Origin of the sequence: Kitasatospora sp. NPDC059646, from assembly GCF_042734615.1 — a bacterium.
GTDB lineage: Bacteria > Actinomycetota > Actinomycetes > Streptomycetales > Streptomycetaceae > Kitasatospora.
Genome location: NZ_JBHWDS010000031.1, coordinates 4,816 through 28,290, shown reverse-complemented (window position 1 = coordinate 28,290; position 23,475 = coordinate 4,816). Strand labels below are relative to the sequence as shown.

The 23,475-nt window shown below is 73.4% G+C and carries 25 protein-coding genes; 15 read left to right on the top strand and 10 right to left on the bottom strand.

Annotated elements, in window-relative coordinates; genetic code table 11:
* The first annotated feature begins 72 nt into the window (after positions 1-72).
* From ACFV1L_RS21940 to ACFV1L_RS21880, 13 genes are all read left to right on the top strand, one after another.
* Positions 73-990: a hypothetical protein gene (locus ACFV1L_RS21940; protein ID WP_380368161.1), complete on the top strand. Its 918-nt coding sequence runs from the start codon at positions 73-75 to the stop codon at positions 988-990.
* Positions 991-1,006: 16 nt separating this feature from the next.
* Positions 1,007-1,573 carry a telomere-protecting terminal protein Tpg gene (gene tpg / locus ACFV1L_RS21935; protein ID WP_380368159.1) on the top strand — a complete coding sequence of 189 codons (567 nt, stop codon included), beginning with the start codon at positions 1,007-1,009 and terminating at the stop codon, positions 1,571-1,573.
* Positions 1,574-1,578: 5 nt separating this feature from the next.
* Positions 1,579-3,312 carry a telomere-associated protein Tap gene (gene tap, locus ACFV1L_RS21930; RefSeq protein ID WP_380368157.1) on the top strand — a complete coding sequence of 578 codons (1,734 nt, stop codon included), beginning with the start codon at positions 1,579-1,581 and terminating at the stop codon, positions 3,310-3,312.
* The gene (locus ACFV1L_RS21925) at positions 3,312-3,593 is read left to right on the top strand and encodes a winged helix-turn-helix domain-containing protein (RefSeq protein ID WP_380368155.1); all 282 of its coding nucleotides are present in this window, start codon (positions 3,312-3,314) and stop codon (positions 3,591-3,593) included. The genes tap and ACFV1L_RS21925 overlap by 1 nt, the downstream gene beginning before the upstream one ends.
* Positions 3,594-3,675: 82 nt before the next feature.
* Positions 3,676-4,422 (top strand): hypothetical protein, encoded by a 747-nt coding sequence (locus ACFV1L_RS21920; protein ID WP_380368153.1) that lies wholly within the window; start codon positions 3,676-3,678, stop codon positions 4,420-4,422.
* A gap of 287 nt (positions 4,423-4,709) precedes the next feature.
* Positions 4,710-5,447, top strand: a complete 738-nt coding sequence (locus ACFV1L_RS21915; protein WP_380368152.1) for a hypothetical protein — start codon at positions 4,710-4,712, stop codon at positions 5,445-5,447.
* A 112-nt stretch (positions 5,448-5,559) separates the two neighbouring features.
* The gene (locus ACFV1L_RS21910; RefSeq protein WP_380368150.1) at positions 5,560-7,650 is read left to right on the top strand and encodes a hypothetical protein; all 2,091 of its coding nucleotides are present in this window, start codon (positions 5,560-5,562) and stop codon (positions 7,648-7,650) included.
* 109 nt (positions 7,651-7,759) lie between these two features.
* Positions 7,760-8,047 carry a hypothetical protein gene (locus ACFV1L_RS21905; RefSeq protein ID WP_380368149.1) on the top strand — a complete coding sequence of 96 codons (288 nt, stop codon included), beginning with the start codon at positions 7,760-7,762 and terminating at the stop codon, positions 8,045-8,047.
* A gap of 77 nt (positions 8,048-8,124) precedes the next feature.
* A complete protein-coding gene (locus tag ACFV1L_RS21900; RefSeq protein ID WP_380368147.1) occupies positions 8,125-8,889 on the top strand; it encodes a hypothetical protein in 765 nt (254 codons plus the stop codon).
* A gap of 728 nt (positions 8,890-9,617) precedes the next feature.
* Positions 9,618-11,180, top strand: a complete 1,563-nt coding sequence (locus ACFV1L_RS21895; RefSeq protein ID WP_380368145.1) for a ParB/RepB/Spo0J family partition protein — start codon at positions 9,618-9,620, stop codon at positions 11,178-11,180.
* Between the two features lie 24 nt (positions 11,181-11,204).
* The gene (locus ACFV1L_RS21890; protein ID WP_380368143.1) at positions 11,205-12,212 is read left to right on the top strand and encodes a ParA family protein; all 1,008 of its coding nucleotides are present in this window, start codon (positions 11,205-11,207) and stop codon (positions 12,210-12,212) included.
* 212 nt (positions 12,213-12,424) lie between these two features.
* The gene (locus ACFV1L_RS21885) at positions 12,425-12,754 is read left to right on the top strand and encodes a hypothetical protein (protein ID WP_380368141.1); all 330 of its coding nucleotides are present in this window, start codon (positions 12,425-12,427) and stop codon (positions 12,752-12,754) included.
* Positions 12,755-12,927: 173 nt separating this feature from the next.
* Complete coding sequence (locus tag ACFV1L_RS21880) at positions 12,928-13,575, top strand: DCL family protein (protein WP_380368139.1); 648 nt, start codon at positions 12,928-12,930, stop codon at positions 13,573-13,575.
* A gap of 55 nt (positions 13,576-13,630) precedes the next feature.
* Here ACFV1L_RS21880 and ACFV1L_RS21875 read toward each other — a convergent pair whose 3' ends face one another.
* Positions 13,631-14,035, bottom strand: a complete 405-nt coding sequence (locus tag ACFV1L_RS21875) for a hypothetical protein (RefSeq protein WP_380368137.1) — start codon at positions 14,033-14,035, stop codon at positions 13,631-13,633.
* Positions 14,036-14,107: 72 nt separating this feature from the next.
* On the opposite strand from ACFV1L_RS21875, the gene ACFV1L_RS21870 reads away from it, so the two are divergent.
* Together ACFV1L_RS21870 and ACFV1L_RS21865 are read left to right on the top strand one after the other, a co-directional pair.
* Entirely contained in the window at positions 14,108-15,052 is a 945-nt protein-coding gene (locus ACFV1L_RS21870; RefSeq protein ID WP_380368135.1) for a hypothetical protein, read from the top strand.
* 70 nt (positions 15,053-15,122) lie between these two features.
* A complete protein-coding gene (locus tag ACFV1L_RS21865) occupies positions 15,123-15,452 on the top strand; it encodes a hypothetical protein (protein WP_380368134.1) in 330 nt (109 codons plus the stop codon).
* On the opposite strand, the gene ACFV1L_RS21860 is transcribed toward ACFV1L_RS21865, so the two are convergent.
* From ACFV1L_RS21860 to ACFV1L_RS21820, 9 genes are all read right to left on the bottom strand, one after another.
* On the bottom strand, positions 15,379-16,170 hold the full coding sequence (locus ACFV1L_RS21860; RefSeq protein WP_380368133.1) for a hypothetical protein: 792 nt from the start codon (positions 16,168-16,170) through the stop codon (positions 15,379-15,381). The genes ACFV1L_RS21865 and ACFV1L_RS21860 overlap by 74 nt on opposite strands.
* A gap of 413 nt (positions 16,171-16,583) precedes the next feature.
* On the bottom strand, positions 16,584-17,885 hold the full coding sequence (locus ACFV1L_RS21855) for a 3'-5' exonuclease (protein WP_380368131.1): 1,302 nt from the start codon (positions 17,883-17,885) through the stop codon (positions 16,584-16,586).
* Positions 17,886-18,220: 335 nt separating this feature from the next.
* Complete coding sequence (locus ACFV1L_RS21850) at positions 18,221-18,550, bottom strand: hypothetical protein (RefSeq protein ID WP_380368130.1); 330 nt, start codon at positions 18,548-18,550, stop codon at positions 18,221-18,223.
* A gap of 5 nt (positions 18,551-18,555) precedes the next feature.
* Positions 18,556-19,161 (bottom strand): bifunctional DNA primase/polymerase, encoded by a 606-nt coding sequence (locus ACFV1L_RS21845; RefSeq protein ID WP_380368129.1) that lies wholly within the window; start codon positions 19,159-19,161, stop codon positions 18,556-18,558.
* On the bottom strand, positions 19,151-19,891 hold the full coding sequence (locus tag ACFV1L_RS21840) for a hypothetical protein (RefSeq protein WP_380368128.1): 741 nt from the start codon (positions 19,889-19,891) through the stop codon (positions 19,151-19,153). The genes ACFV1L_RS21845 and ACFV1L_RS21840 overlap by 11 nt, the downstream gene beginning before the upstream one ends.
* A gap of 267 nt (positions 19,892-20,158) precedes the next feature.
* Positions 20,159-21,334: a hypothetical protein gene (locus ACFV1L_RS21835; protein ID WP_380368126.1), complete on the bottom strand. Its 1,176-nt coding sequence runs from the start codon at positions 21,332-21,334 to the stop codon at positions 20,159-20,161.
* A 202-nt stretch (positions 21,335-21,536) separates the two neighbouring features.
* Positions 21,537-22,133: a hypothetical protein gene (locus tag ACFV1L_RS21830; RefSeq protein WP_380368125.1), complete on the bottom strand. Its 597-nt coding sequence runs from the start codon at positions 22,131-22,133 to the stop codon at positions 21,537-21,539.
* A 91-nt stretch (positions 22,134-22,224) separates the two neighbouring features.
* Positions 22,225-22,626, bottom strand: coding sequence for a hypothetical protein (locus tag ACFV1L_RS21825; protein WP_380368124.1), 402 nt, complete (start codon positions 22,624-22,626; stop codon positions 22,225-22,227).
* Positions 22,627-22,697: 71 nt separating this feature from the next.
* Positions 22,698-23,312 (bottom strand): hypothetical protein, encoded by a 615-nt coding sequence (locus ACFV1L_RS21820; RefSeq protein ID WP_380368123.1) that lies wholly within the window; start codon positions 23,310-23,312, stop codon positions 22,698-22,700.
* Positions 23,313-23,475 lie beyond the last annotated feature (163 nt).

The window sequence follows — 23,475 nt, the reverse complement described above, 5'->3', positions numbered from 1 at the left end:
CCCACCGACTCCGGCGGGCAGCACCGAGACGTCAGTCCGGATGACTGCCAGCCCTGCCGCAAGATTTTTGCGGTGCTCGACGAACACCAACGCGCCGCCCCCCAGGAGTGGCTGACGACCGAGGAGATCGGTCGCGCCACGGGCCTCAAGAAGCGCGCCACCCAGGTCCACCTTGCGCACCTGTGGCAGCGCGGCCGGATCGACGCGGACCGCCGCACGCCGCTGCCGGGCTCCACCGTGAGCGAGCCGGTCCTCCCGGGGGCTCTCGACTGGGTGTCCTCGGTCGTCGCGCCCGACCCCACCTGCACGAAATGCCTGCTGGCACTGGCCCGCCTCGGCTGGGAGGGTCAGATCCGCATGGAGGACCTCGCCCGCGAGGCCGGCGTCTCGCTGCGCTCCGTCGAGCGCCACCGTCCGCACCTGATCCGCGCCGAGCTGGTGCGGTTCCGGCCGGTGTCGCACACCGATCCGGTCACCGGGCGCATCAGCCGCGTCGCCGACCGGTTCACCCTGCTGAGCCAGTTCACCCGGGCGCCGCTGGCGGGCGACGAACTCAAGGGGGTGCCGCAGCGGGCCGCGCAGTTGGTCGCCTCGATCCACTGGTTCACGGGCGACCCGGACGAGCGCGCCATCGCGGAGAGTTCCGTGTCGTGGTTCCTGCGCAACGGCTGGCCCGAGGATGCGCTCCTCCAGGCCCTCGACGCGACGAAGGACCGGAGGGCGTTCCACCCGACCGGCTACCTCGCCGCGCTGCTCCGCAAGTTGTCGCCGCAGTACGTGCTGCCCGCCCGGGAGGTCTACACCGGGCAGGGCTCGCCGCGGCTGGCCGAGTGTCCGGTGTGCCGCGGCGCGTTCTATACCGCGATTCCGGGCCGGCCGCTGTGCGGTGCCGGGGTCTGCCTGGACGTCGCCGAGATGACGGCGCAGCAGATCCCGTCGCAGAGCATGTCGATCGAGCCCCTCCCCGTACGCGCCGTCAAGACCGCCTGAGAGGGGTCACATTCACATGCCAAGCAAGATCATCGACGCCTTGAAGGCGAAATTCGGCGACCAGGTCCAGACCCGAGACATCGCCAAGACGGCGCAGGGAAGGCTCAACGCCTTGGTGCGCGCCGAAACCCCGAAGGGCGGGAAGCCGGACACGGCGCGCCTGGCTGAGCGACTGGGTGTCTCCCGGCGGCAGGTGCAGCGCTACCTCAGCGGCAAGGCGAAGATCAGCGGCGCGAAGAAGCAGACTCTCGATCGGCTGGAGTCCGAGGTCCGCAAAGACCATCAGCCGCGCGTGTTCGCCAAGGTCAAGAGGGAGGCGCAGCGGCGCGGGATGGGATTGGAGATCCGGGCGTCGTTCGGGTTCTCGTCGGCGGCCGGGAGCACTGACGACCCGCGGATGCGGCGGCTGACGGAGAACGTTCCATCGCACCTGATCCCCGACATGCTCGACGCGTGGCGCGAGGGTGACGAGCAGCGACTCCGGGAGCTGGTCGCGGAGGGCCTGGCCGAGGAGTACTTCGTCGGGGCGTCCGGCAGCGACGTGGAACTGACCGATATCAACGACATCAATTTCTGGACGTGATGACCATGCAGACCACTACCTACATTGCTCCGCTGGTCGTCGTTGATGCCGCTGGCGGTGGGCTGGTGGCGTACCGGCCGGACGTGCAGGTCGTCGAGCTGCCGGCCGAGGTCGTCGATCTGGCGTCGCTGGCGGAGTGGGCGCTCGCCTACGGGCTGGGTGCGCCGGCGGTCGGTCAGCGCGGGGAGGAGTTCGGTCCGTTGCTGGTGCTGACGGAGGCCGCGACGGAGTTCGTCGGGCTGCCGGCCCGGTTGGAGGACCGGCGCAACCTGCGCCTGCCGGACGACCACCCGGCCCGTAAGGGCCTGGTGGAGGCCGGGTGGGAGCTCGGCCGCGCCGGTTTGGCGCCGTGGACGTTCGTGTTCCGGGGGCGCACGGAGTGCCGGTTCGCGTTCCTGCCCTGGGAGGCGTTCTCTGACATCACCCGCTGGGGCGGGATCGGGGAGAGCGGCGACCCGGCGGCGCTGGCGTACGTGTTGGGGCTGTTCGCGGAGCGGGTGGTCCCGCCGACCGGCTCGACCGCGGCGACGTCGCTGGAGCTGATGACCTCGCTCCGGCCGCCGACGCGACGGGACTGGACGGGCGGGCGGATGCGGCGGGTTCCGGTGCCGGGGTCGCTGGTGCGGGCGATCGACCCGGCGCCGCCGGAGGCGATCGACGATCACCCGATCGCGGCCGGCCGGACCCCGGAGCAGTCCCGCAATCCCCGGCACGTGGTGATGGAGGAGCCGCTCGTCTGGTTCCGAGAGCCGACCGAGGCCGAGCAGCAGCTCGCACACGTGGTGGGCCTGGACATCAACATGGCGTTCGGCGCGGCCTCGAACCGGCTGGAGATCGGCCTCGGCCCGGCGGTGCACACCGACGGGCCGCGCTTCGACAAGAAGATCCCCGGCGCGTGGCTGGTGGACCTCTCCGGGGCGACGCTGCGGGCGAAGGACCCGATCACGAAGCAGTGGCGGGACCTGCCTCCGGAGTTCCCGTCGCCGTTCACGCCGGACGGCAAGCCGCCGACGGGCCCGGCCTGGTACGAGACGCCGACCCTGGCCTACGCCGTCGAGCTGGGCGTCGATGTGCAGCCCCTTGAGGGGTACCTGCGGGTGGAGCCCGCGGCGGAGGGCCTGCCCGCCTCCGGCGGCTACTTCACGCTGTGGTACAGCCGCCTCCAGTCCGCCTACATGGCCACCCTCGCGGACCTCGGCGTGACCGAGGACCTGAGCGAGGCCGAGTTCCTCGCGGCGATGGCGAGCATCAGCGAGCGCGACCCGGAGGCCGCGGCGCTGCTGCGGGCGATCAAGCAGGTCGTCAAGGGCGGCATTGGCAAGATGGCCGAGAAGCCGCAGGGCAGGCGGGAGAAGAATGCTCCGTGGCCGGCGTTGAAGAGGCCGACCTACAGCCCGCACGCCCGGTACACGGTGATCTCGGCGGCCCGGACCGGCGCCCACCGCAAGGCGGTCAAGACGTGGCTCACGACCGGGGCCGTGCCGCTGGCGGTGCTGTCCGACTGCTGGGTGTACGCCTCCGACGAGCCGTCCGCGCTGTCCGTGGTGCCGCGCAAGCCCGACGGGACGCCGCTGCCCGGCGGGTGGCGGCTGGGCCCGAACCCGGGCTACGTCAAGGAGGAGGGCGTCAAGCCGATGTCCTGGTACCTCGACCTGATCGAGAAGGGCCGGGCGACGGCCAGGGGCATCAACCCCGCCCGGTTCATCAAGGGGACTGACGCTGTGTTGGATGGTGAGTGATGGACGATCAGCACCTCGCGGCGGGCGCAAAGACGCCCGCCGCCGCCTCGGAGGGCCTCGACTCGCAGTGCGCGCTGCTGCTGCTGTCGCTGACGGAGGCCGGGCCGACAGGGCACACCACCCGGGCCGCGCTCGCCAGCTCGTGCGGCCTGTCGCTGCGCCGCGTGAACCACCACATCCGGCACCTGATCGAGACCGGGCAGGTGGAGATGCTGGCGGAGTCGGGCACCGGGACGGGAAGCGGGATGCGCCTCGCGGCCCGGTACGCCCTGCCGCGCTGACCTGCCGCAGCAGCCGCCGAGGGCGGCCCTTGGTGCACAGGCACCCGGGGCCGCCCTCCTTCTTGTATAGGGAGAGCTGGAGATGAACACCCGACCGCATCTCGCGGCGGCGCCCGAGCCGCCGCCCGACGAGAGCACCCCCGAGGAGCGGTTCGCCCGCCTGGCGGGCCGGATCTACGCCGACCGCAGAGCCGTGCCCGCCGTGCGCGAGCTGCTGCTCGCCGTCGGCTACGCGGTCACCGTCGGCCGCGCCGAGGACGGCGGGGCCGCGCAGATGTGGGCGACCGTCCGGTGTGCCCTGGCCGGGCGGCCGGGCCGCGTCCAGGAGCTCGGCCGCCTCGACCTTCCCCGCTACGTCGCGCCGGGGGAGGAGTCCTGGGTCGAGGGGACGTGCGAGGCCGCCCGGCACCGGCCGTACGTGCCGCAGAGCAGCACCGGCTACGGCCGGGCCCTGGCCGCCGACGACTGGCGCAACGCCGACGGCGTGTGCGGGGCGAGCGGCACCATCCGCGTGACGGAGCGGGACCTCCGCAATGGCCGACACCTGCTGCACTGGTTCTGCGGCCGGCACCGGGACCAGGCCGCGCGGGTCGCCGCGCAGCTCGTCGCCCAGAACGAGCAGGCGCCGGAGCCGGTGCCGAACGCCGGCGGACTGCTGCCGGCGTACTTCCGCGCGGACTGGCTCACCTTCTACCGCGGGGTGTCCTCCCCCACCTGGGAGCCGCCGGTGTACGGGATGAGCGCCGACGGCTGGCCGGACGCCTCCGCGCCGGTGTCCGCGCACCCGCGGATGCGGCTCGTCCCGGTCACGACCGCCGCGGCCGAGTAGTCAGCCCGCAGCCCCGCCCCCTTCTCCGCCCCTTCGCTGGAGCGTCTGCTCGGGGGCATTCGTGCAGTGGGTGCGGGACAGGCACATCGCGTCGGGCCACTCGTGTGCGGCATCCATGCTGCCGAACGGGCTCACATAGGTCATAGGGGGCATTTTGCACCGTCAGATCCTCGGCGGGGAGCGGTTTTTGGGGTGCTGTCGCGAGGCGCGGGGCGCGACCGCCGACTCCCGTCCCACTTTCGTGTAAAGCCCTTTACGTCAGAGCGTAAAGGTGTTTACATAGGGGGGTGATCAGCGTAGACCTGTCCCGCGATGCCGCTCCCGTCCAGCCCCTGAACCGGGCCCTCCACGAACTCGCCCTCGCCGGCGGTCCGCCCCTCGCGGGCCGCGGCGAAAAGGGGATGACCCAGGCGGCGGAGCACATCCTCGCCACCCGCCCCGCGAACCCGATCCTGCGCGTAACCCCGCACCCCGACGCCGACGGCTGCGTTCGCCCGGCCCAGACCCACGCCGCCTACAGCCTGAGCTGGGCGATCCCCGCCGTGTGCCCCGGACCTGCGGGCGGCGCGCCCGCCTGCCGCACCTGTTTCCTGGAGGTCCTGTCGCCCGACGAGCGCCTCCCCCCTCACCTGCGCTGGGAGAACGTGGCGCAGATCGGCCACGTCCACGCCGAGGCCATTCCCGGTGGGTCGTTCGGGCCGTCCACCGACCGATTGGGGCTCGACTGGGCCCACCTGGACTGGGCGGGCCTGGCGGAGCGGATTGCCGAGGTGCACGCACTGCGCCCGCCTCGCCTGGACAGGGTGCAGCGGGTCACTGTCGCCGGTGCCCGCGTCCATGCGCTCGAACAGGCGCTTGTCAGTGCCCGGGCCAGCCTCGCGCAGTTCTCCCGCAACGCCTGGGCGGCCGACGACCGCGACCCGAGCCTGACCCGGGCCGAACTGGCGGAGCGGGCGGGTGTCTCCCGACCCACGATGAACGCCTACCTCAAGGGCACGGACAGCGTCGGCGGGGACGAGTCGTAATCACTCAAAGTAGTCGTTCGATTTCACTACATATTGACCGGCCCTGCGCCCGCCCTTCCGGGCGGGTTCTCACCCGCCGCCGACCGGCGGCCTTGATTCACCGGAGGTTCCCGTGCCCACCGAGCCCGCGATGCACGAGATCGAGATCCCGGCACCCGACCCGGGGGCCGTCAAGCCCTGGCGGAAGTCGCTGACCGGGGTGGACGGCACTCAGCGCGGCGGGTACGCCGTGCAGGGCCCGTTCCTGGACGCCGGCGCGGTGTACCGGCTGCCCGTCGGCGCGCTGGTCGTCGGCGTGGACCGCAGCCCGGAGAGCCCGCACCGGGTGCGGCTGTGGCGGGTCACCCGCGACGGCGCGCTCAAGACCGAGCGCGACAGCCAGTTCAAGACGCGCGAGGCGGAGTTCGGGGCGGGGATGCTCAAGACGCTGGCGACGGCCCTCACCAAGCACCCCGCCGGCACCGGCTCCCTCTACCCGCGGTTCCTGCGCCCCGCGGCGCCGGCTGCGGCCGAGGCCGAGCAGCCGAACCGGCTCGACGACCGGTGCCGGCACTGCGGCCAGGCGGTGCCGGCGGGGGCGGGCCTGCTCAAGGGCCGCCCCGGCAACCGGTGGGTGGAGCACCGGCCGGGCGCCTGTCCTCCCGCTCGCAACCAGCTCGGGCAGGTGTGCGCCGACTGCGGCGGCTGGGTCGAGGCGGGAACCGGTGTTCTCAGCAGCCCCCACCAGGGCGTGTGGGAGGTCCGCCACGACGGCGCCTGCCCGCCGAAGGAGTCCGCCGGATGGGCCGCCCCGCCCCCGGCGCCGCGCCGCCGCAACCGGCTCGCGGACCAGTGCGTGCGGTGCGAGCAGGACGTTGCCGAGGGCGCCGGATGGCTGATCCCGCCGGCGTTCGAGGGCGGGCACTACACGGTCGAGCACGAGACGTGCCCGCCCTCCCCCGCCGAGGGCCACCGGACCTGGCGGATCAGCGCCGGCGTCCCGGGCCGTTTCGACCCGCGGCCGACCGGCGGACTCTGGGGGATCGGCCACGTCGCCCGGTTCGAGGTCTACGCCGACGGCGACAACCCGGTGCCCGAGGACGCTCCTGGCCGCCGGGTGGGCCGCTACGACAGCAGGGTGTCGCTGATCGGGACCGTCGTCGCCGAGGGCCGGCCGGTGTACTGCCGGGACGAGAACGGCGACGCCCCCTGCGACGAGCTGATCGGGGAGGACGGCTGGTACTACACCGGGCGCATCCGGGCGGCGTCCCCCGAAGAGGCCGCGCCGCTGCTCGCGGAGGAGGCGGAGGCCGCGATCGACCGCGAGCTCGCCGCCCGGGTCCGCTCGCTGCTCACGTGGAGGTACCCGCGCACGGAGCACGGCGTCCGCTACCTGCCGGAGGCGGAGCTCGCCGAGGAGCTCGCCGACGCCGAGCTGGTCGAGGTGCGCACCCGCCCCCGCGGCTCCGGGCCGAGCCTGGACCTGTACCCGGATCAGGTGTGGATCGCCGCCGGCCGCGACTGGGTGATGACCACCGCTCACAACGGCCAGGACGGGGACGACTGGAGCCGGATCAATCTCTGGCGGCACATCGCCCTACTGCACCCGATGACCGACGAACTGCGCCGCCTGGTCGACGACCTGACGGCCCGCTACGGAACCGTCGCCCCGCAGCGACCCGCCGAGCCCCCGGCCGACGCGGAGAGCACGCCGGACGACGAGATCCCCGGCACGTACGCCGACGTACGCCCCGGCACCCGCTTCACCACCGCCGACGGCGAGCAGTACATCGCCGTCGATCACAGCGTCCCGTACGGCGAGCGACTCGGCCTGTCGATCATCGGCCTCGACGACGGCCGCTCCGCCCGCACCCGCGACAGCGTCCTACAACTGGGCAACCTGCCCATCCTCGACGGACAGTTCATCGGCGGCGCGGACGGCCTGCCGGCCGCGACCGCGCCGATCACCATCCACGAACACGGCACCGCCTACGACCACCACGTGCACCACGCCGGCCGAGGGGGGAACCCGGGCCGGTGCGCCGCCCGCGATGAACTGCTGCGAACCACCACGGTCCTGCGCGACAACGAGCAGCGCTCGCCGCGGATGCGGAACGCGGCGGTGCGCAACGCCCTGCGGGAGGGCCTGGACGTCGCCGAGATCCGGGAGATCACCGCTCTGACGGAGGCCGAGATCGAGGCGATCCGCGACGCGGCCCGCTGACCACGGCCGATCAGCACCACCCGCGCGAGAGGGCCCCGCACCCCGGGGCCCTCTCGCGTTCCTCCGACCCGGGCGGCCCCGTCGCCGCCGACGACAGGAAGGCTCCGCCATGAGCTCTCAACGACCGCCGCTGATCGGCGACCACTGGCACCATGTGGGCCCCGTGCGGCCCGACGGCACGGACGGCTATTGGATCTGCGCGCGGCCGGACTGCGGCCGGCACCGCTCCGACCACATCCAGGTCGAGGGGGAGTGGCTCCGGCGCCCCCCGCACCGGTTCCGGCCGCAGTGGATCGCGCCCGCCCGCTGCCGCACCTGCGGCTACCACTGGCGGCACACCTTCCACATGCCGTGGCGGTGGGACCAGTGGGAGGCCCCGACTCCGCCGCCCGAATAGGCGATATCGCCAATTGACAACGCAGGGCAAGTCGGCTCACAATAAGCGATATCGCTTATTGTGAGAGGGGTGACCACATGCTGACCTACGAACTGCGTTACCAGCCGGAAGGGCACCGGGCCCGCTACTTCACCGTGGCGGGCAAGAGCGTCGCGGACGCGCTCGCGGCCGGCCGCGACACCCTGAGGGAGATCGGCCTCGGCAACGCCGCCGGACTGAGCATCCGGGACATCGAGATCGAGGATCTCAACTGGGAACCCCGCTACCAGATGGACTACTCCGGCGGAGCGGGGAAAGCGGTCCTCGACAGCCGCGGCGAGCCCGTCGTCACCAACGACGCGCTCCCGCGGTTCGCCGTGCACCTGCGGTACACCGGCGCGGTGAACGCTCTCGGCAAGACGGGCGAGGAGAAGATCACCACTCTGTACGGCCGGGAGGTCGAAACGCCGGGCCGCGGTCGGCCGGGCATCGGCGGCGCCGCGCACATTCGGTTCGGCGAGGACCTCCTCGCCGAGGTCGACAAGTACGCCACCGCTCAGGGCCACGACCGGGCCGCCGCCGTCCGGTCCCTGGTCGCCACCGCCCTCACAAGCGCCCGGCCGCTCCCCGAGGGCGCGCTCGACGAAGCGGGGACCGACGTACTGCACGCCGACTTGGTGGAGGCGGTCCGGCAGTTGCCGGAGGACCACCGCGTCCGCGTCCTCTGGGAGCGGCTCGACGAGATCCTCACCGCGGGCGGCGGCGAATGCCTCCCCGGCCCCTGGGACCACCTCCCGTGCGGGCATCCCGTGGGCATGGCGGCGGAGTGCACCTCCTGCGAGGTCCCGCCCACCGTCGAGTAGGAGAAGTCGCCGGGCCGGTCCGGCCCGGCGCAGGGTGCTGCCGGCCTCCGGGGCGGGCAGCAGCGGACAGGGGGTCGCCACGGTGGCGGCCCCCTGTCGCGTTTCCTCCCTGCTATGCCCTGTGAACTGGGAGAACACCGCCCGCTCCCCCGCGCTGGTTCCATCGCGACAGCGCGACAGGTCACCTCCCCGGGACAGGCCGTCACCCGTAGCGGTGGTCTCCCGCGCGGCCGGGGGCCGGCGGGTACGGGCGTGCGTGCGCGAGCGTGGGCGGCATGAACCGCACCGCTCTTGTCTTCACGGTCGGGGCCGCCGCCTTCGGGGCCGTCGTGCTGCTGATTCGGCCAGGACGACCCGCAACCCCGGCTCGCGTCGTCCGGCGACGCCGTCCCCTCGGCATCCCGCCCCACTGCGCCCTCGCCGTCGAGCCCCGGCCCTGCCTCCCCCACCCTGCCGGTCGACGCTCCATCGTCGACACCGGCCGGACCCGCTGACGACAACTCCCCCGAGGCCCCGGCCGACGCCGACTCCCGCCCCGCCAACGGCGCCGGGTTCGGCAGGACGCCCGCCTCGACCGCCCCGCAGCACCGACCGACGTCCCGGCCGGCCTCTCCGCACCACGAGCTGACGCACGGTGCTGACGGGCACCCACCGACACGAGTTCCGCCGACCCGCTGAGCGCGGAGACTAGGGTTTCGTTCAGCGCGACCGGAGATCACGGAGGACGGATGGCAGTGAAGCCCTGGAGGAACCAGGCGAACAAGCTCGGCAAGGACCGGGAAAAGGCCGGGCTGGGTGAGGCCGGCGCGGGCGGTGAGCAGCCGGACGACGGCAACGGGACGGGGGTGCACAAGCTCGACCGTGAAGAAGGCGAAATGTTCTTCGTCGATCCGGCGAACATCTCGCCGAACCCCATGAACCGCCGCCTCACCATGCGCCGCATGGACGAGATGGTGGAGAGCGTGAAGCGTCAGGGTGTCCACACCCCCGGCGCGGCGATCTCCATGCACCTGTTCGTCAAGTTCTATCCGGAGTGGGAATCCCGGATCGAGAACCCGGAAGCCGAGTACATCCTCGGCCCGGGTCACCGCCGCCGACTCGCCGCCGAGCAGGCGGGCAAAAAGATGCTCGTCATCCTGCGGAACCGGTGGGCGAGAGAGCGCACGGTCGAAGAGAACCTCATCAGTGAGAACAGTGACCGCGACGACCTCTCGCCGATCGAGGAGGCTCTCCAACTCGACCTGCTGCGCCAGCGCGGCATGACGGGCGATGAGATCGCGGCGCGCTCCGGCTACAAGAACCGGGGGACGGTCTCGAAGCTGCTCAACCTCCTCGACTTGCCCCAGGCGATTCAGGACGCCATCCACGCCGGCCCCAAGGTGACGGACGACCAGGACGACACCTCCGAGGCCGTGACGTTCGGCATCTCGCCGAAGGCCGGTTACGTGCTGTCCACCATCAAGGACACCGACGGCGAGAACGACACCGAGGCGGCTCACGCGCTCCAGCTCCGGGCCTTCGCGTGGATGCGCGAGGAAGGTCTGTCAGCCGAGGCGGCGAAGAACCGGCTGCAAGCGGAGGCCGCCCTCGGCAGTGGCGAGGCGTTTCCCGCGGGAAACACGGAGGCCGACCCGTCCACGGACGCCGGCACCGGAAGTGCCGGCCCGGAGGACGTTTCCCGCGGGAAACACCCCGACGGCGAGCCTGACGGAGAGTCGGAGTCGGAGCTGGACGGCGAGGAGGACGTTTCCCGCGGGAAACACGGCGAGCCGGGCGCGGGTGCGCCCAGCATCCCGCACCAGCCCGACGGAAGCGAGGAGGAGCACGGCTCCGGCGGCGAGGACGAGCAGGAGGCGGAGCCCGAGCCGGACCCCGCCGCGGAAGCCGCGGCGACCCGCGATCTGGCCTGCCGGATGCTGCTCAGCGAGGAGAAGTACGCGAGCGCTGGCGCGACGACCGCCCACCTGGTCAACGCCGTACTCAACCCGTCGGAGTGGAAGGAAGCGGCCACCCTGGCGCACACCTGGCTGCGCGAGCTCGGCAAGGGACCGAACGTGGGCCGACCTGCCGCGTACATGGCTGCCGTCGCCGCCGAGGGTGACGCTAACCTGATGCGGCGATGCGCCTTCGCTGTCGCCCTGGCCGCCGACGAGCTGCGTGCCGCGCAGCCCGATCGCGAGTGGGACGCCCGCGACCGGGCGCACATCGAGTTCCTGGTCTCCAGCAAGGCGGGCTACCAGCCGACCGCATGGGAGCGGGAACGACTGGCACCCGTCACCACCTCCCGGTAAGAACCCGTCTCCCCTGGAGTCCCATTGACCAGCCCCATCACCGAGTCCGCAATCGAGGTCATCGCCCCGCGGATGCCGGTCACCGTCGTCGCCGCCGTCGCGCAGGGCAGGACGCTCGGCAAGACCCGCGTGATCGTCTTCGCCCTCAAGGCGGGCGGCACCGCCAAGACGAGCTCATGCACCAGCCTGGCGGCGATCCTGGGCGAGCGCGGGTACCGCGTACTCGTGATCGACCTCGACCCCCAGGGCCATGCCTCGACGGTCCTCGGCTACGGCACGTTCGCCGAGGGACAGCTCGGCATCACCGACGTCATCAAGGACGAGGCCGCCCTCTCCGACATCGTCGTTCCGGCCCGCTACCAGGTGGCCGAGATCGACCCGAAGAACCCCGAGGCGGCGTTCCAACCGATCCCGAACGTCTACGTGGCGCCGGTGGACCTCGAACACCCGGAGCTCGACGACCCCGAGTCGATCCTCAACGACCCGAAGGGCGCTGACGCCTACTGGATTCGTGACGGCCTGGCCGCCATGGACGGACAGTGGGACGTCGTCCTGATCGACTGCCCGGCCACCTACGGCCGCATCACCGTGACGGCCTTCGTCGCCCTCGACGATGCCGTCGACGGCGAGGTCCTGCCCCCGGTGCTGTGCACCTACAAGGAGGCCGGTGCCGTGGTGAAGCTGGAGAAGAAGTTGAAGGAGGTCCGGGAACTGCCGAAGTACCTCAAGAAGGGCATCCAACCGAGGATGAAGCGGGTGCTCGTCTGCGCCGCCCCGAACTCCTCCTATGGCCGGGCCGAGCACTTCAAGACCCTCGCCGAGATCCAGGAAGAATACGGCGACATCCTCCTCCCCCTGGTCCACTGGTCCGGCGAGGTGCCCAAGATCTACCGGCAGGAGGTTCCCGTCTCGGTGATGGCGCCCAACAGCAGGCCGGCGCAGGAGTACCGCAAGGTCGCGACCGCTCTCGGCTTCCCCCGGCTGAACCCGAGCCCGCAGGGGTCGGAGGAGCTGGAGGAGTCGGCGGCCTGACCGTCGGCCTTCCCCCGCGCCGCAGCCCCCAGGCCCCGCCTGGGGGCTGCGGCGTTTCTGCGTCCGCCTCCGGTGCAGCCCTCGGCGTGCTGCGCCAGCACTACGCCGAGGCCGCCGAGTAGGACGGGTCTGCCGTACGCAACTACAGCCCCGGGCGCTCCGCCCGGGGCTGTAGTGTTCCCGGACACCCTCACCGACAGAGAGGCCAGACCTTGAACACCGACACCGCCACGGCCGCGCTGTACGAGCAGGCCCGTCGGCAGAGCGCGGCCGACCCGACCCGCTGCGTCGTTCCGTGGGGGGTGTGCCCGGAGCACGGCGGGACGCTGCGCTCCAGCGCCGACCGCACGGTGTGCACCGACCCAGCGTGCTTCCTTGCCTGGGAGTACGACCGGCTCGACGCGCCGTGCCCGGAGGCGGCCACCCACACCGTGACGGCTGACGACGGCGGCTGCTACGTGGTGTGCGATGGGCATGCCGTTGCGGCCCGCTCGGAGATCGTCGGCGGCCGGATCATCGCCAATCTGCCCTACGCGCACTGACCCGGCCATTCGGCCGCCGGCTCCGGGCCGCCCTGATGCGCACTGCGCCGGGGCGGCCCTTCGCATGTGGCGGACCTCTCTATCGCACGGGGGGAAATGTCGCGTCCTGCGGCCATACTCGGGGGTCCACCGGCGCCCAGAGACGGCGCCGGGCTGAGCAGAAGGTTGTTGACATGGCAGTTTTCAGGATCGGGCACCGGCAGTACCGGACGAAGGAAGAAGCGAAGAAAGCAGTACGCGCGGTGCTGCACAAGTACCCCGTCGGCACCGAACTGGAGGGCGAGGAGTTCGAGCTGATCCGAGACCTCCTCGACCTGCACCACGATGCCGGGAAGAAGATCGGCGGCGGGGTCGCGGCAATCCGGATCGGCCCCCCGCAGCAGGGCCGGTACCCCGGGTTCGAGGTGGTCCACCCGGACGGCAAACCGATCGACTTCTCCTACAAGACCTGCTTTGATCCCCCGACCCTCCGGCAGCAGGTCCACAACGTGATGGGCGTGGAGATCAGCGACCTGAAAACGGAGTACTTCAGGAGCCGGATCGCGGCCGGTACGTTCACCTCGGACCTGTCCGGGGTGCCACTGGACACCAGCGACACCGCCGTCTCCCACTTCCAGGGTCCGCCGCTCTTCCAGATCGCCGACGCCTTCGCAGCCGCCGAGGGCGGGTGGGAAGCCATCCCGCTGACGCCCACGACCGACTACGGCCGCGGCCTGTTCGTGGACCGCGCCCAGGCCGACCGTTGGCGCGCCTTCTGGCAGGACCGTGCGGTCCTCGGCTTGCTGACCAAGGCGGAGGACCGCCGTCGCCCGCGCGCCTGACCGCTCACCCCGGCCCCGGCTCCGGTCCCCGAGAGGGTCCCGGAGCCGGGGTCGTTTATCGGTGCGGCGTCGCGAGTCCGACGGGTTGGAGCTCGGCGACGGCGCCGATGGTGGAGAGGGTGGGGTCGTGGGCGGGGCGCAGGGGGGTGACGGTGGCTGCGGGCCCAGGGCGGGAGGCGTCGAGAGAGCGGGAGAGGACGACGGCCAGGCCCTCGGCGGTCTCGCGGAGTCGGGGTTCCTCGGCGGGGCGGTCGGTGAGGGTCCGCAGGAGGTGGAGTGTGGACTCGACGGCGGCGGCGGGGACGCCGACCAGGCGCAGGGCGGCGAGGGCATCGCGGGCCTGGTCGGTGCTGCTGGCGGGTTCGGGTGCGGGCTCGGTGGCGAACCAGGCCGGCGCGCGGGAGGAGCGGCCGGGGGCGGGGATGCCGGTACCGAGGGCGCGGCGGGGTTTGTGGGTCACGCCTGATCAACGATGCGGGCCGGGTTGCGTGATGCCTGCCGGGAGCGGCGGGCGGGACGGCATGATCGGGGGATGACTGAGGAGACGGGGCCGGCCGGTGCGGGCGTGCGGGAGTCGGTGCGGGAGGCTCTGGCGCTGGCCGGGCCGCGGGTGCGGGTGGTCGACGACCACATGTTCCGGCCGTCGGCGGAGGGGCGGGCGTCGTTCCGGTTGCAGTTGTTCACCGGGGAGGGGCTGCGGCCGGTGGCGGTGGCGACTCAGACCATGTACGAGGGCATGGGGCTGACCAACGCGGCGGAGGAGTACGCGGCGGCGGTGTGGGAGCGGCACTGTGCGGAGCAGGAGTTGCCGCCGTTGTGGATTCAGCGGCAGTTGTACGACTCCGGGATGGGGTTGCGGGAGCGGTTCGAGCTGGTGACGTTCGGCCGGGCGGAGCGGTTCGAGCTGGGGTCGCCGGGGTGGCGGCGGATCAGCGCGGAGCAGGTGGCGGAGCTCGTGGGCGGACCGGTGGCCGAGGACCGGGGCGAGGGGTACGTGCCGTGGGAGCCGCTGCCGGAGCCGCGGTCGGTGTTCGAGGTGCTGGCGGTGCGGCGGCTGGCGGACCCGAAGCCGTTCCGGGAGCCCGGGTGCATGCCGGTCGGTGCGCCGCGGTGGGTGCGCTGGTGCCGGAGGTGGTGGCGGCAGGCCGTTCCGCGGCGCGATGCCCGGGAGTGCTGCTGGTACCACGGGGGCGACTGGCACGCGGTCAACGAGTGGGCGATCGGGTTCCTCGCCGAGGGTGAGGCGGCCGGTGTCGCGGCCGAGGACATGGCGGACTTCGTGGACGAGCGCGCCGTCGCGGCCGGGGCGAGCCGGTGGCAGCGGGAGGCGTTGGAGTCGGTGTTCGCGCTGAGTGTGGCGATCGTGCCGAACGACGACTTCGGCTACGTCAACGGTCAGCACCGGGCCCGGGCGATGATGGACGCCGGGGTGAGGCGGACGGTGGTGGCCCGCGACGTGTGGCTGGAGGACTCCTGACGGCTGGCGGTTACGCCCGGCCGGGTACGCAGCGAGTGCCCGGGCTGCCCGGGATGGGCAGGGTTGGAGGGTGACGACTTCTCGCGGCCCGTCCCCGATCCTCGCGCGCGTCCGGGCCTGGGGGGCCGATCCCGGCCGGGCCGGGCGCCGGCTGCTGGTGTGGGCGCTGTTGGCGGTGCCGGTGGGGCTGCTGGCGGGTGAGGCGGCGCGGGCGCTGTCGGGTCTGGTCGGCCGGGTCGGAGTGTTGGAGCTGCCGCCGCTGGCGCTGTTCCCGGGGATGTTGCTGTTGCTGCTGGCGCTGAGCGGCCGGGGGCTGCACGAGGTGGTCAGGCAGCCGGGGGCCGAGGTGGTGTGGTTCCTGGTCCTGGCCGGGTTGTGCTCGCTGGGCGCTCTGGCGTGAGGTGCCCTGGCCGGGCGGCGACGCGGGGCACGGGCGGGCGCAGCAGAACGGGGGAGCCGGGGTGCGCGGGGTGGAATCCGCCGAGAGCGTAGGTACGGCGGAGCCTGTCGGTGGCGGGGACGGCGGCGAGGCCGAGGCCGTGCTCGTCGGCCCAGGCGAGGGTCTGCCGGACCAGGGCACGGGTTGCGTGTCCGTCCCGGCCTCCGGCGAGGCCGGCGACCTCGGCCCACGGGGCGCTCTGCCGCAGCGGGGTGATGGTGCGGTGGAGTTCGGCACTGCGGCGGGCGGCGGCGAGGAAGTGCGCGATCTGCCAGCCGATCGCGGCGACCTCGGCTGCGAGGACGGCGCACTCGGCGGTGGTGCCCGCGAGGGGTCCGGCGAGGGCGTCGCCCGCCGCTTTTACGGCGATGGCGGGCGGCAGGAGCAGGGCCAGCAGCGCGGCGACGGTGGCTGGCAGGAGGACCAGGGCGCCGAACAGGTGCCAGCGCAGGGGGCGGGGCTGGTGGACGCCGAGGGTGGACGGGCCGACGGCGAGGAGGTCGCCGGCGGTGTGCTGGACGGCGAGGTTGAACAGCCACACGGGGGCGAAGGCGGCGCGCAGTGCGGGCGGGAGGTGGGCGGGGGTGAACGCCTGGGCCGAGACGGCGGCAAGGCGGGGCAGGTCCCGCCAACGGGGCACGAGTTTCGGCGGGGGAGTGATCCGTCCGGGGCTGGGCATGGCCGGGAGTCTACGAACAGGCGGGCCCGGTCCCCGACGTCGGGTCAGGAGATCAGCGAGTGGGCGGCGACGCCGCGCAGGGTGCCGGCGCCCTTCGCGGCGGCATGGCCTCAGTGATGGGCGCGTGTGACGTTTGCTCCGGGATGCATCGTTCTGTCGGGTCCGGCGGGTTTGCGCTGGTGGGACCGAACCCGCCAAATCGTGCACCCCCTCCCACCTAGGGCTATGCATGCGACGCATAATCTGCGGGCTCTGTGCATAGTGCCTGGTCGGGCACTTGCTCCTGCGATCGGCCGGGCACGCACCGGCGGGCAGCCAGGCCCTGACCTGCCCCCGACATGCCGCAGCCCCGGAGTGGGGACTCCGGGGCTGCGGCATGTCGGGACCGATCGGGAGTCAGGCCGGGCCGGGAGTCAGGCCGGGTCGGGGGCCTGGGCGATCGCGCGGAGCCGGTCGGCCAAGGCGAGGCAGTCGCCGGCCGCGCGGTGCGGGCCGTTGAGCGGCTGCCAGGTGTACGAGCGGTGGTACTCGTCCCAGGTGCCGACGAACCGGGCGTGCTGCTCCATCGCGCACTCCTCCCAGCGCTGCGCCACGATCCAGTCCTTGGCGGCCGGGTGAGCGTCCCACGGCGACATCAGCAGCGGGGGGTGCAGCGGCTCGGCCTCCCGGAACCAGCGGTCGAGCTCGTAGGCGAGCCTGGCCCGCTCGAACGCGCGGTTGTAGGCCACGATGCGGCGCCCGGCGAGGGCCTCGGTCAGCGCGGGCAGCACTTCACCGAAGGCCGGCACACCGGGGGCGCTGACCATGTCGTCGGTGATGCCGTTGACTGCGGTGGCCCCCGGGGTGATCGGCTCGCCCTGCGGGTTGACGAGCGTGTCGAGGAGCTGTTCGCCACCGACGCCGTACACGGCGATCTCCACGATCCGCGCCTCCTCGCCGAGCCCCGTGGTCTCCAGGTCCAGGAAGCAGGTCGCGGGGTCGGCGAGCAGCTCGCGGGCCCAGTCGCGCACCGGGCCGGCCACCGGCCAGTGCTCGCGGTAGCGGCGGCGCTCGGCCTCGGTGCGCTCGGCGTCCTCCTCGGCCCGGCAGGGCTCGCAGGTCTGCGGCTGGAACCAGGTGCCGTAGGGGTCGGCTTCCTGGTCGGCGATGACATGGTCCTCGGTGCGGGTCTGCACGGTGCAGCGAGGGCAGGCCCGGCGCTCCAGCAGCCGGACGACCTCGCGGGCCCGGTCGAGGTGTTCGGCGCAGGGGAGGCAGTAGCCGTTGCGGACGCTGGCGGCCTCCTCGAACACCGTCTTGCAGCGGGGGCAGGTGCGGCGGTGGAGCTGCTCGTCCGCGGTCAGGCAGGGCCGGCACCAGCGGGCCCAGCGGCCAAGGGAGGTCGAGTGCCCACCGCGGACGATGTCCTCGAACACGGTCGCGCAGCACTCGCAGGTGCGCCGCCCGGTCTTGGCCCGCTGCTGGGCGGGCGTGGTGTTGAGCCGGATCGAGTCCGCCTCGCGGTACAGCGCGACGTAGTCGTACCCGCGGTACGGCATCGACAGGTGGAGCCAGGCGGCGGGCTGCTGCTTGTCGAGGACGCGGCGGCCGAGCCTCTTGAGCTGGGCCGCGGTGTGCAGGCCGTCGGGGACGTTGCCGGCCTTGTGGATCGGCCGGCCCTCGAAGGTGGCGGGAACGGCGGCGGCCTGGTCGGCGGTGTCGGTGGTGGGGGTCATGCGGGGTCCTTCCGTCGGGGTTCCGTCGAGGCGTCACGAAAGTGACATACCTCGCAAATGATCGTCAAGTGCCTTGATTCTCAACAGAGTTGGGCGAATACCCCTCTTACTGCACGCACGTACGCGAGGGAGATTCACCCGGTAGGGCGAGCTGTCCACGGGAGTCCGAAGCAGTCCACGGGACAGTGCGGGAGACGACGAAACGGCGCGGCGCCCGGCCCCGGGTCGGGGGTCGGGCGCCGCGCCGTTTCGGTCGGGCGGGGTGGCGGGTTCGGTCGGGACGGCCGCCTCGGCGGCGGGACTGCACCGTGCCGCCGGGGTTCAGCGGGTGGTCGTCACCAGATGCCGTCTTCCAGGTCCGCCATGTTCGACGGCTCCCGGTCCCAGTCGTATGGGCTGTCGCACGTGCAGGTGCCGCCCTCGTAGATCAGGCGTTCGCAGTGGTCGTCGTGGTCGTGGCCGGCGCGGGACGGCTGCGGAGGTTCGGGCCGGTCGATCTGCGCCGGCGGGCGTACGGGCTCGGGCGGCAGGCCCGCGAGCTCGCGCCGGAGCTCGGCGAAGGTGCGGCCCTCCCAGGTCTCGCACAGCTCGCAGCCGCGCCCGCCGGGCAGGGTTCCGGGGCAGTCGTACATGTGCATCTCGGGGTCGACGTCCAGGTAGGTCATGGTGCTCAGCCCTTCCGCGGCTCGGCCGCCCGGCCCGGGCGGCGGGGCGCCGGCCCGCCCGGCCGGGTGCCGGTGAGCCGCTGCGCGAGCCAGCCGGGAAGCGGCCGGATCGGCCGGTCGAGGGTGACGGCGTAGGCGGTGCCGGCGACCCGGGAGCCGGGGCCGATCAGGTAGCCGCCGCTGCGCACCCCGGGGCCGCGGACGTCGATGCCGGGGCCGAGGGGGGCCTCGGTGCCGGAGCTGCTGGCGATGGTGCACCGCTGCGGCACCCGGTAGTACAGGTGCCGGCCGCCGGAGGGGGTGCACACGGTCAGGGTGTCGAGGGCGGCCGTCCGGTCCGCGCCGTGGGCGTCGACCAGGTCCGCGAGGGAGGCGGCGCCGTCGCCGTCGAGGTCGAGCCCGACGATCCGGCTCGCGCGGCAGCCCACGCCGATGTTGGCTCCGGCGGGCCAGGTGCGCAGGACGGCGGCCGGGTCGGTGAGGCACTGCCGCTGCCAGCCGGGGGCGGCCGGGCGGCGGCCTCCCGGAGGCAGGGGGAAGACGGCCAGGCCGCGGGCCGCCAGGGCGGCGGCGTCGGCCGGCGTCGGGGCCGGGGCGGTGTCAGCACACACAGTCGTACCCGACCGCGGAGCCGCAGTCGCAGCGGTCGTCGTCCTCGCCGTCCCGGTCGGGGTCGAAGTCCCAGCCGTCCGGCCAGGTCTCCGCACTGTCGTCGTCCTCGCCGGCGGTACCGAAGTTTGGGTGCCGGACGTCGTCGTAGACCACCGTCACACTCTCCGGGTGCCACGGGCCGGTGTTGGCGGGCGGGCGGACCTCTCCCCAGGGGACGGCGGGGAGGTCGACGTCCTGCTCGAAGGTCGCGCCGCAGGCGGTGCACACGTACTCGTCGTGCCAGGCGGTCAGGGCGAACATCGACCCGGGGTAGCGGTCGGTGTGCAGGAGTTCGCCCCCGCATCCGCCCTCGGCGTCGTCCGGGTTGGGGCAGGGGGTGCCGTGCTGGCAGGTGCCCGAGCAGCGGCAGGGCAGGCCGGTCCCGATGGGGCACCAGGTGGCCTCCGCGCGGGCGCGCTGGGCGGGGGTGGCGTCGGCGGGCAGGGCGCTGACGCCGAGTTCGGCGGCGGTGACGCCGGCGGTGGCCTCGGCGGGGGTGGGCTGCCGGGTGTAGGCGATGGCGAGGATCTGTTCGACGGGGGAGGGCTGCTCGGCGGCGGCGTGCTCGCGGCGGGGGGCGGCCTCGCGTACCTGGTTCAGCGCGTCGTGGTAGCGGAGGCGCTGGCCCCGGGCCTTGGCGGCCTTCTGGAGTTCGCGGGCGCGCTGCTCAAGGGTGGTGCGTCGGGTCACGACGACTCCTCTCGATCCCGGGTTCGGCCCCCACGCGGCGCCCCGGGTCGACGGATCGTCAGAAGACTGTGTGTTGGTGCGCAGATCCCGCAGGACCTTCTACCGTCCTGCCCGGCGGCGTGGGTGGCCGGGCGCGGTATGGGCGTTGGCTCCGCCCGGGGCAGTGACCTGCCCGTGGCACCACCGTAGCGGAGAGCGTCAAGGGAGCGGGGTGTCGCCCGGGCCCGGGCGGCACCCCGCATGTCCGCGCTACACGGTCTGCCGCGGTCAGCGGCCGAGGGCGGGTTCCTCGGCGTGGGCCTGGGCGAGGAGTTCGCGGTACTCGGCCTCGGTGATGGCAGGGACGGTGTCGATCTCGATGCGGGCCGGGTCGGCGACGCGGACGAAGCGGCCCGCCAGGCCGACCAGGACCTCGCCGGTGGGGGCCCAGCCCGCGACGATGCCGCGGCCGGGACGGCCGGTGGTGCCGTGCAGCAGCACCCGGGCGTTCGTCGTCAGCGCGGTGCCGTTGCGGTCGGTGCGGACGGGTTCGGCGGGGTGCTCGGCGTCGTCGTCCTGGGCGGCCGGGGCCCCGGCGGTGTGCAGGGTGAGGGAGGCGGCGGCGGTGGCGGCGAGGACGTCCTCGACGGCCGGGGCCGGGGCGTTCTCGCGGACGCGTTCGGCGGTGCCGTTGGCGACGCGGGTCGTCGGCCTGCCCGCCACGTAGCGGACGCTGACGGTGAAGGGGAATCCGGCGAGGGCGAGCTCGGCCTCGATCCGGTCGGCGTGCTCGGCGATGGCGGCCTCGGCGCGGTCGCTCAGCACGAGTGCCCAGGTGTACAGGCGCTCGCCGTGGCCGTTGTAGTGGCCCATGATGCGGAAGTCCCGGCCCCGGCCCTGCTGGAGGTCGAGGCGCTTGAGGGTGCGGGCGAGGGCGAGGGCGGGGGTCGCGAGGCGCTGCTCGGTGGCGAGGGCGGCGGCGGAGCGCTGCTGGCCGGGGGCCGGGGTGTGCCCGGCGGGGGCGAGGGTGCAGACGTGCACGGGCATGCCGTTGCCGGCGGCGAGGCGCTGGGCCTCGGCGACGGCCTCGGCGAGTTGCTCGGCGCGGTAGGCGGCGTGCAGCTCGCGGCCGTCGAGCGCGCAGTCGCAGCCGAGGTGCAGGGAGGTCTGCTCGTGCCAGCGGCGCAGGATGCGGATCGCGTCGGGTGCGGCCGAGGGCATCGGGGCCGGGTAGGCGGTCCAGGCGGTGCGGGAGAGGCTGCGGCGGCCGTCGACGACCTGCCAGGTGTGGACGAGGACGATCTCCCCGGCGGCGGCGAGGGCCTCGATGGTGGGGAGGCTGATCCCGTTCCCGGAGGACTCGTTGCGTCCGGCGCGGATGGTGGTCAGCGCCGCCTGCATCGCGGCGGTGAGCGGTGCGGTGCGGGCGGTGGCGGGCTGGTGAATCCGGCGCTGGGTGCTCACGTCTGGTTCCCCTTCGGTCTTCCTTGGTCGGCACGGCCACATTAGCGGAAATTGGCTAACTTCCGCAATGCAGTTCCTCGACCTGTCGCGGCCCCTGTCGCGCGCCCCTCCCCCGCCGCGCCTGCTATGCCCTGTGAGCTGGGAAAACACCCCCTTACCCCTACCTGTTGCCCCATCGCGACAGCACGCGGCGGGCGGGTGGTCAGCGGCCGAGCGGGTGCTCGGTGATGGTCAGGTGCTCGGTGTCGAGGACGTACTCGCTCTCGCCGCGGCCGTTGTTGTGGGCGAGCAGCGCGGCGGGCGGGGCGACGGTGCGGTAGAGCCGTCCGGTGGTGGGGCGGCGGGCGGCGGTGCCGTTGGCGTAGCCCTCGGCGAGGTCGCGGCGGGTGGTCCACGACCAGTCGGTGCGGCGCTCGGGGACGCTGCCGCGCCACAGCTCGACCGGCTCGGCCGGGCGCTCGGCCGGCTCGCCGTCGGCGGTGTAGCCGGCCGCGGTGAACAGCTCGCGCCAGTCCTCGCGGTCGAGTGCAGAGTCGGGGTACTCGGCCATGCTCCACACCCGGCCGATGTGCGCGGCAAGGGCCGCGGCGTCGATCACCTCGCCGAACCATGCGTCGTACAGCAGGGCCGGGCCGTAGAGGCGGCCCGCTTGCAGCAGCAGCTTGCCGAGCTGGTCGGCGTCGAGGTGCTCGCCGAGGTCGGCAGCCTCGGCGACGGCGGCGAGCGCCTCCTCGGTGAGGTCCCGGAGGACGGGCTCGGGGGCCGAGTCGGCGCCGGCGGGTGCGTCGGGGTGGGGCATGGTGCTGTCCTTCCTCGAAGTGCCGGCCGGGGCCGGGCCGGCGGCAACGGTAGCGGCCGGCCCGGGCGGGGCGCGTCGCGGTGACGTGTGGTCAGGGAGTGTCCAGTACGCGGCGGTCGAGGGTGTAGCGGCTGATGAGCGGCAGGCCGCGGCCGAACAGCACGGGCCAGGGGAGCGGGTCGTCCTGGCCGCGGCCCATCGCCGCGGTGTAGGCGGCGGCCTCGGCGAACGCCCGGACGTAGGCGCCGCGTTCGGCGCGACGGCGGCGCAGCGCCCGACCCCAGGGGGTGCGGGCCGCGCCGGCGTAGCGGTCGAGGAGGGGGTCGAGGAGTTCGCGGCCCCGTCGGACGTGGTCGGCGGCGAGGCGGGCGGCCTGTTCGCGGGTGAGGCCGCGGGGCGGGGTCATCACGGCGTCGAAGGCCCGCAGGACCTCGCGCGCGACGGCCTGCCACTGCCGGGCCTGTTCGAGGTCCTCGCCCTGGTCGTGCTTCACGTTCTGTCCTCTCCGGCGGCGGGGCCGCCTCGGTCGGGGTGCCGTTGTCGGTCGGGGCTGCCGTCAGGTCGTCAGTGCGGGTCTGCCATCGGGGGCGGGAGGGGCAAGCCGGTGCACGCGGCGAGCTCCTCGCCGGACATGACCCCCTGCCGGACCAGAATCGGAAGCGCGGTCATCAGCAGGGGCCACACCGGGTCGAGCGCTTCGTCCGCCATCTCGTGCAGTGCCGTGTAGTCCGGGCCGCCGGTGCCGAACGCGGGTCGGGGCGTGGTGTGTTGCAGCAGCCATGCCCGGTCTTCGTGGGCGGCGATCTCGACCAGGGCGGCCCGGTCCGGGTTCCACAGTCCCGCCTCCCTCAGCCATCGGTCCTCCGCCCGCTCGCCTCCCACCAGGCCGATGGCCCGGAGCCGGGCCTCTCCGGCGACGCCGGTCGGCAGCGCCTCGGCGTGGCCGTTGCGCCGACCGTCCGAAACGGTGCTGGCCCGGGCGACGTGCAGTCCTCCGGCGAGCCACAGCAGGGCGTGCCCGAGTTCGTGTGCGGCGGTCGCGGTGAGCTCCTGCTCCTGCGTCAGGTCCATGAGGTCCCGGGCGCCGATGTCGCCGCCCCGAAACCGACGCGGCACCGGGTGGCGCGTCGGATAGGGCTCGCCGTGCAGGCTGGCGCCGCGGTGCCACGTCGGAATCATGATCATTTCCTCTGCTCTGGGGTTGGGCTCTCGGTGGTACTCGTCGCGTCTTCGGGTCGCTCCGGCCGCGGGGGCCCGCCGCCCGCGGCGGCCGGGGGGCCCCTGGGGGGTGCCGAGGTTTGGGGGGTACCCGCCCCCCCACGCACAGGGGCCGCGCGGCGCG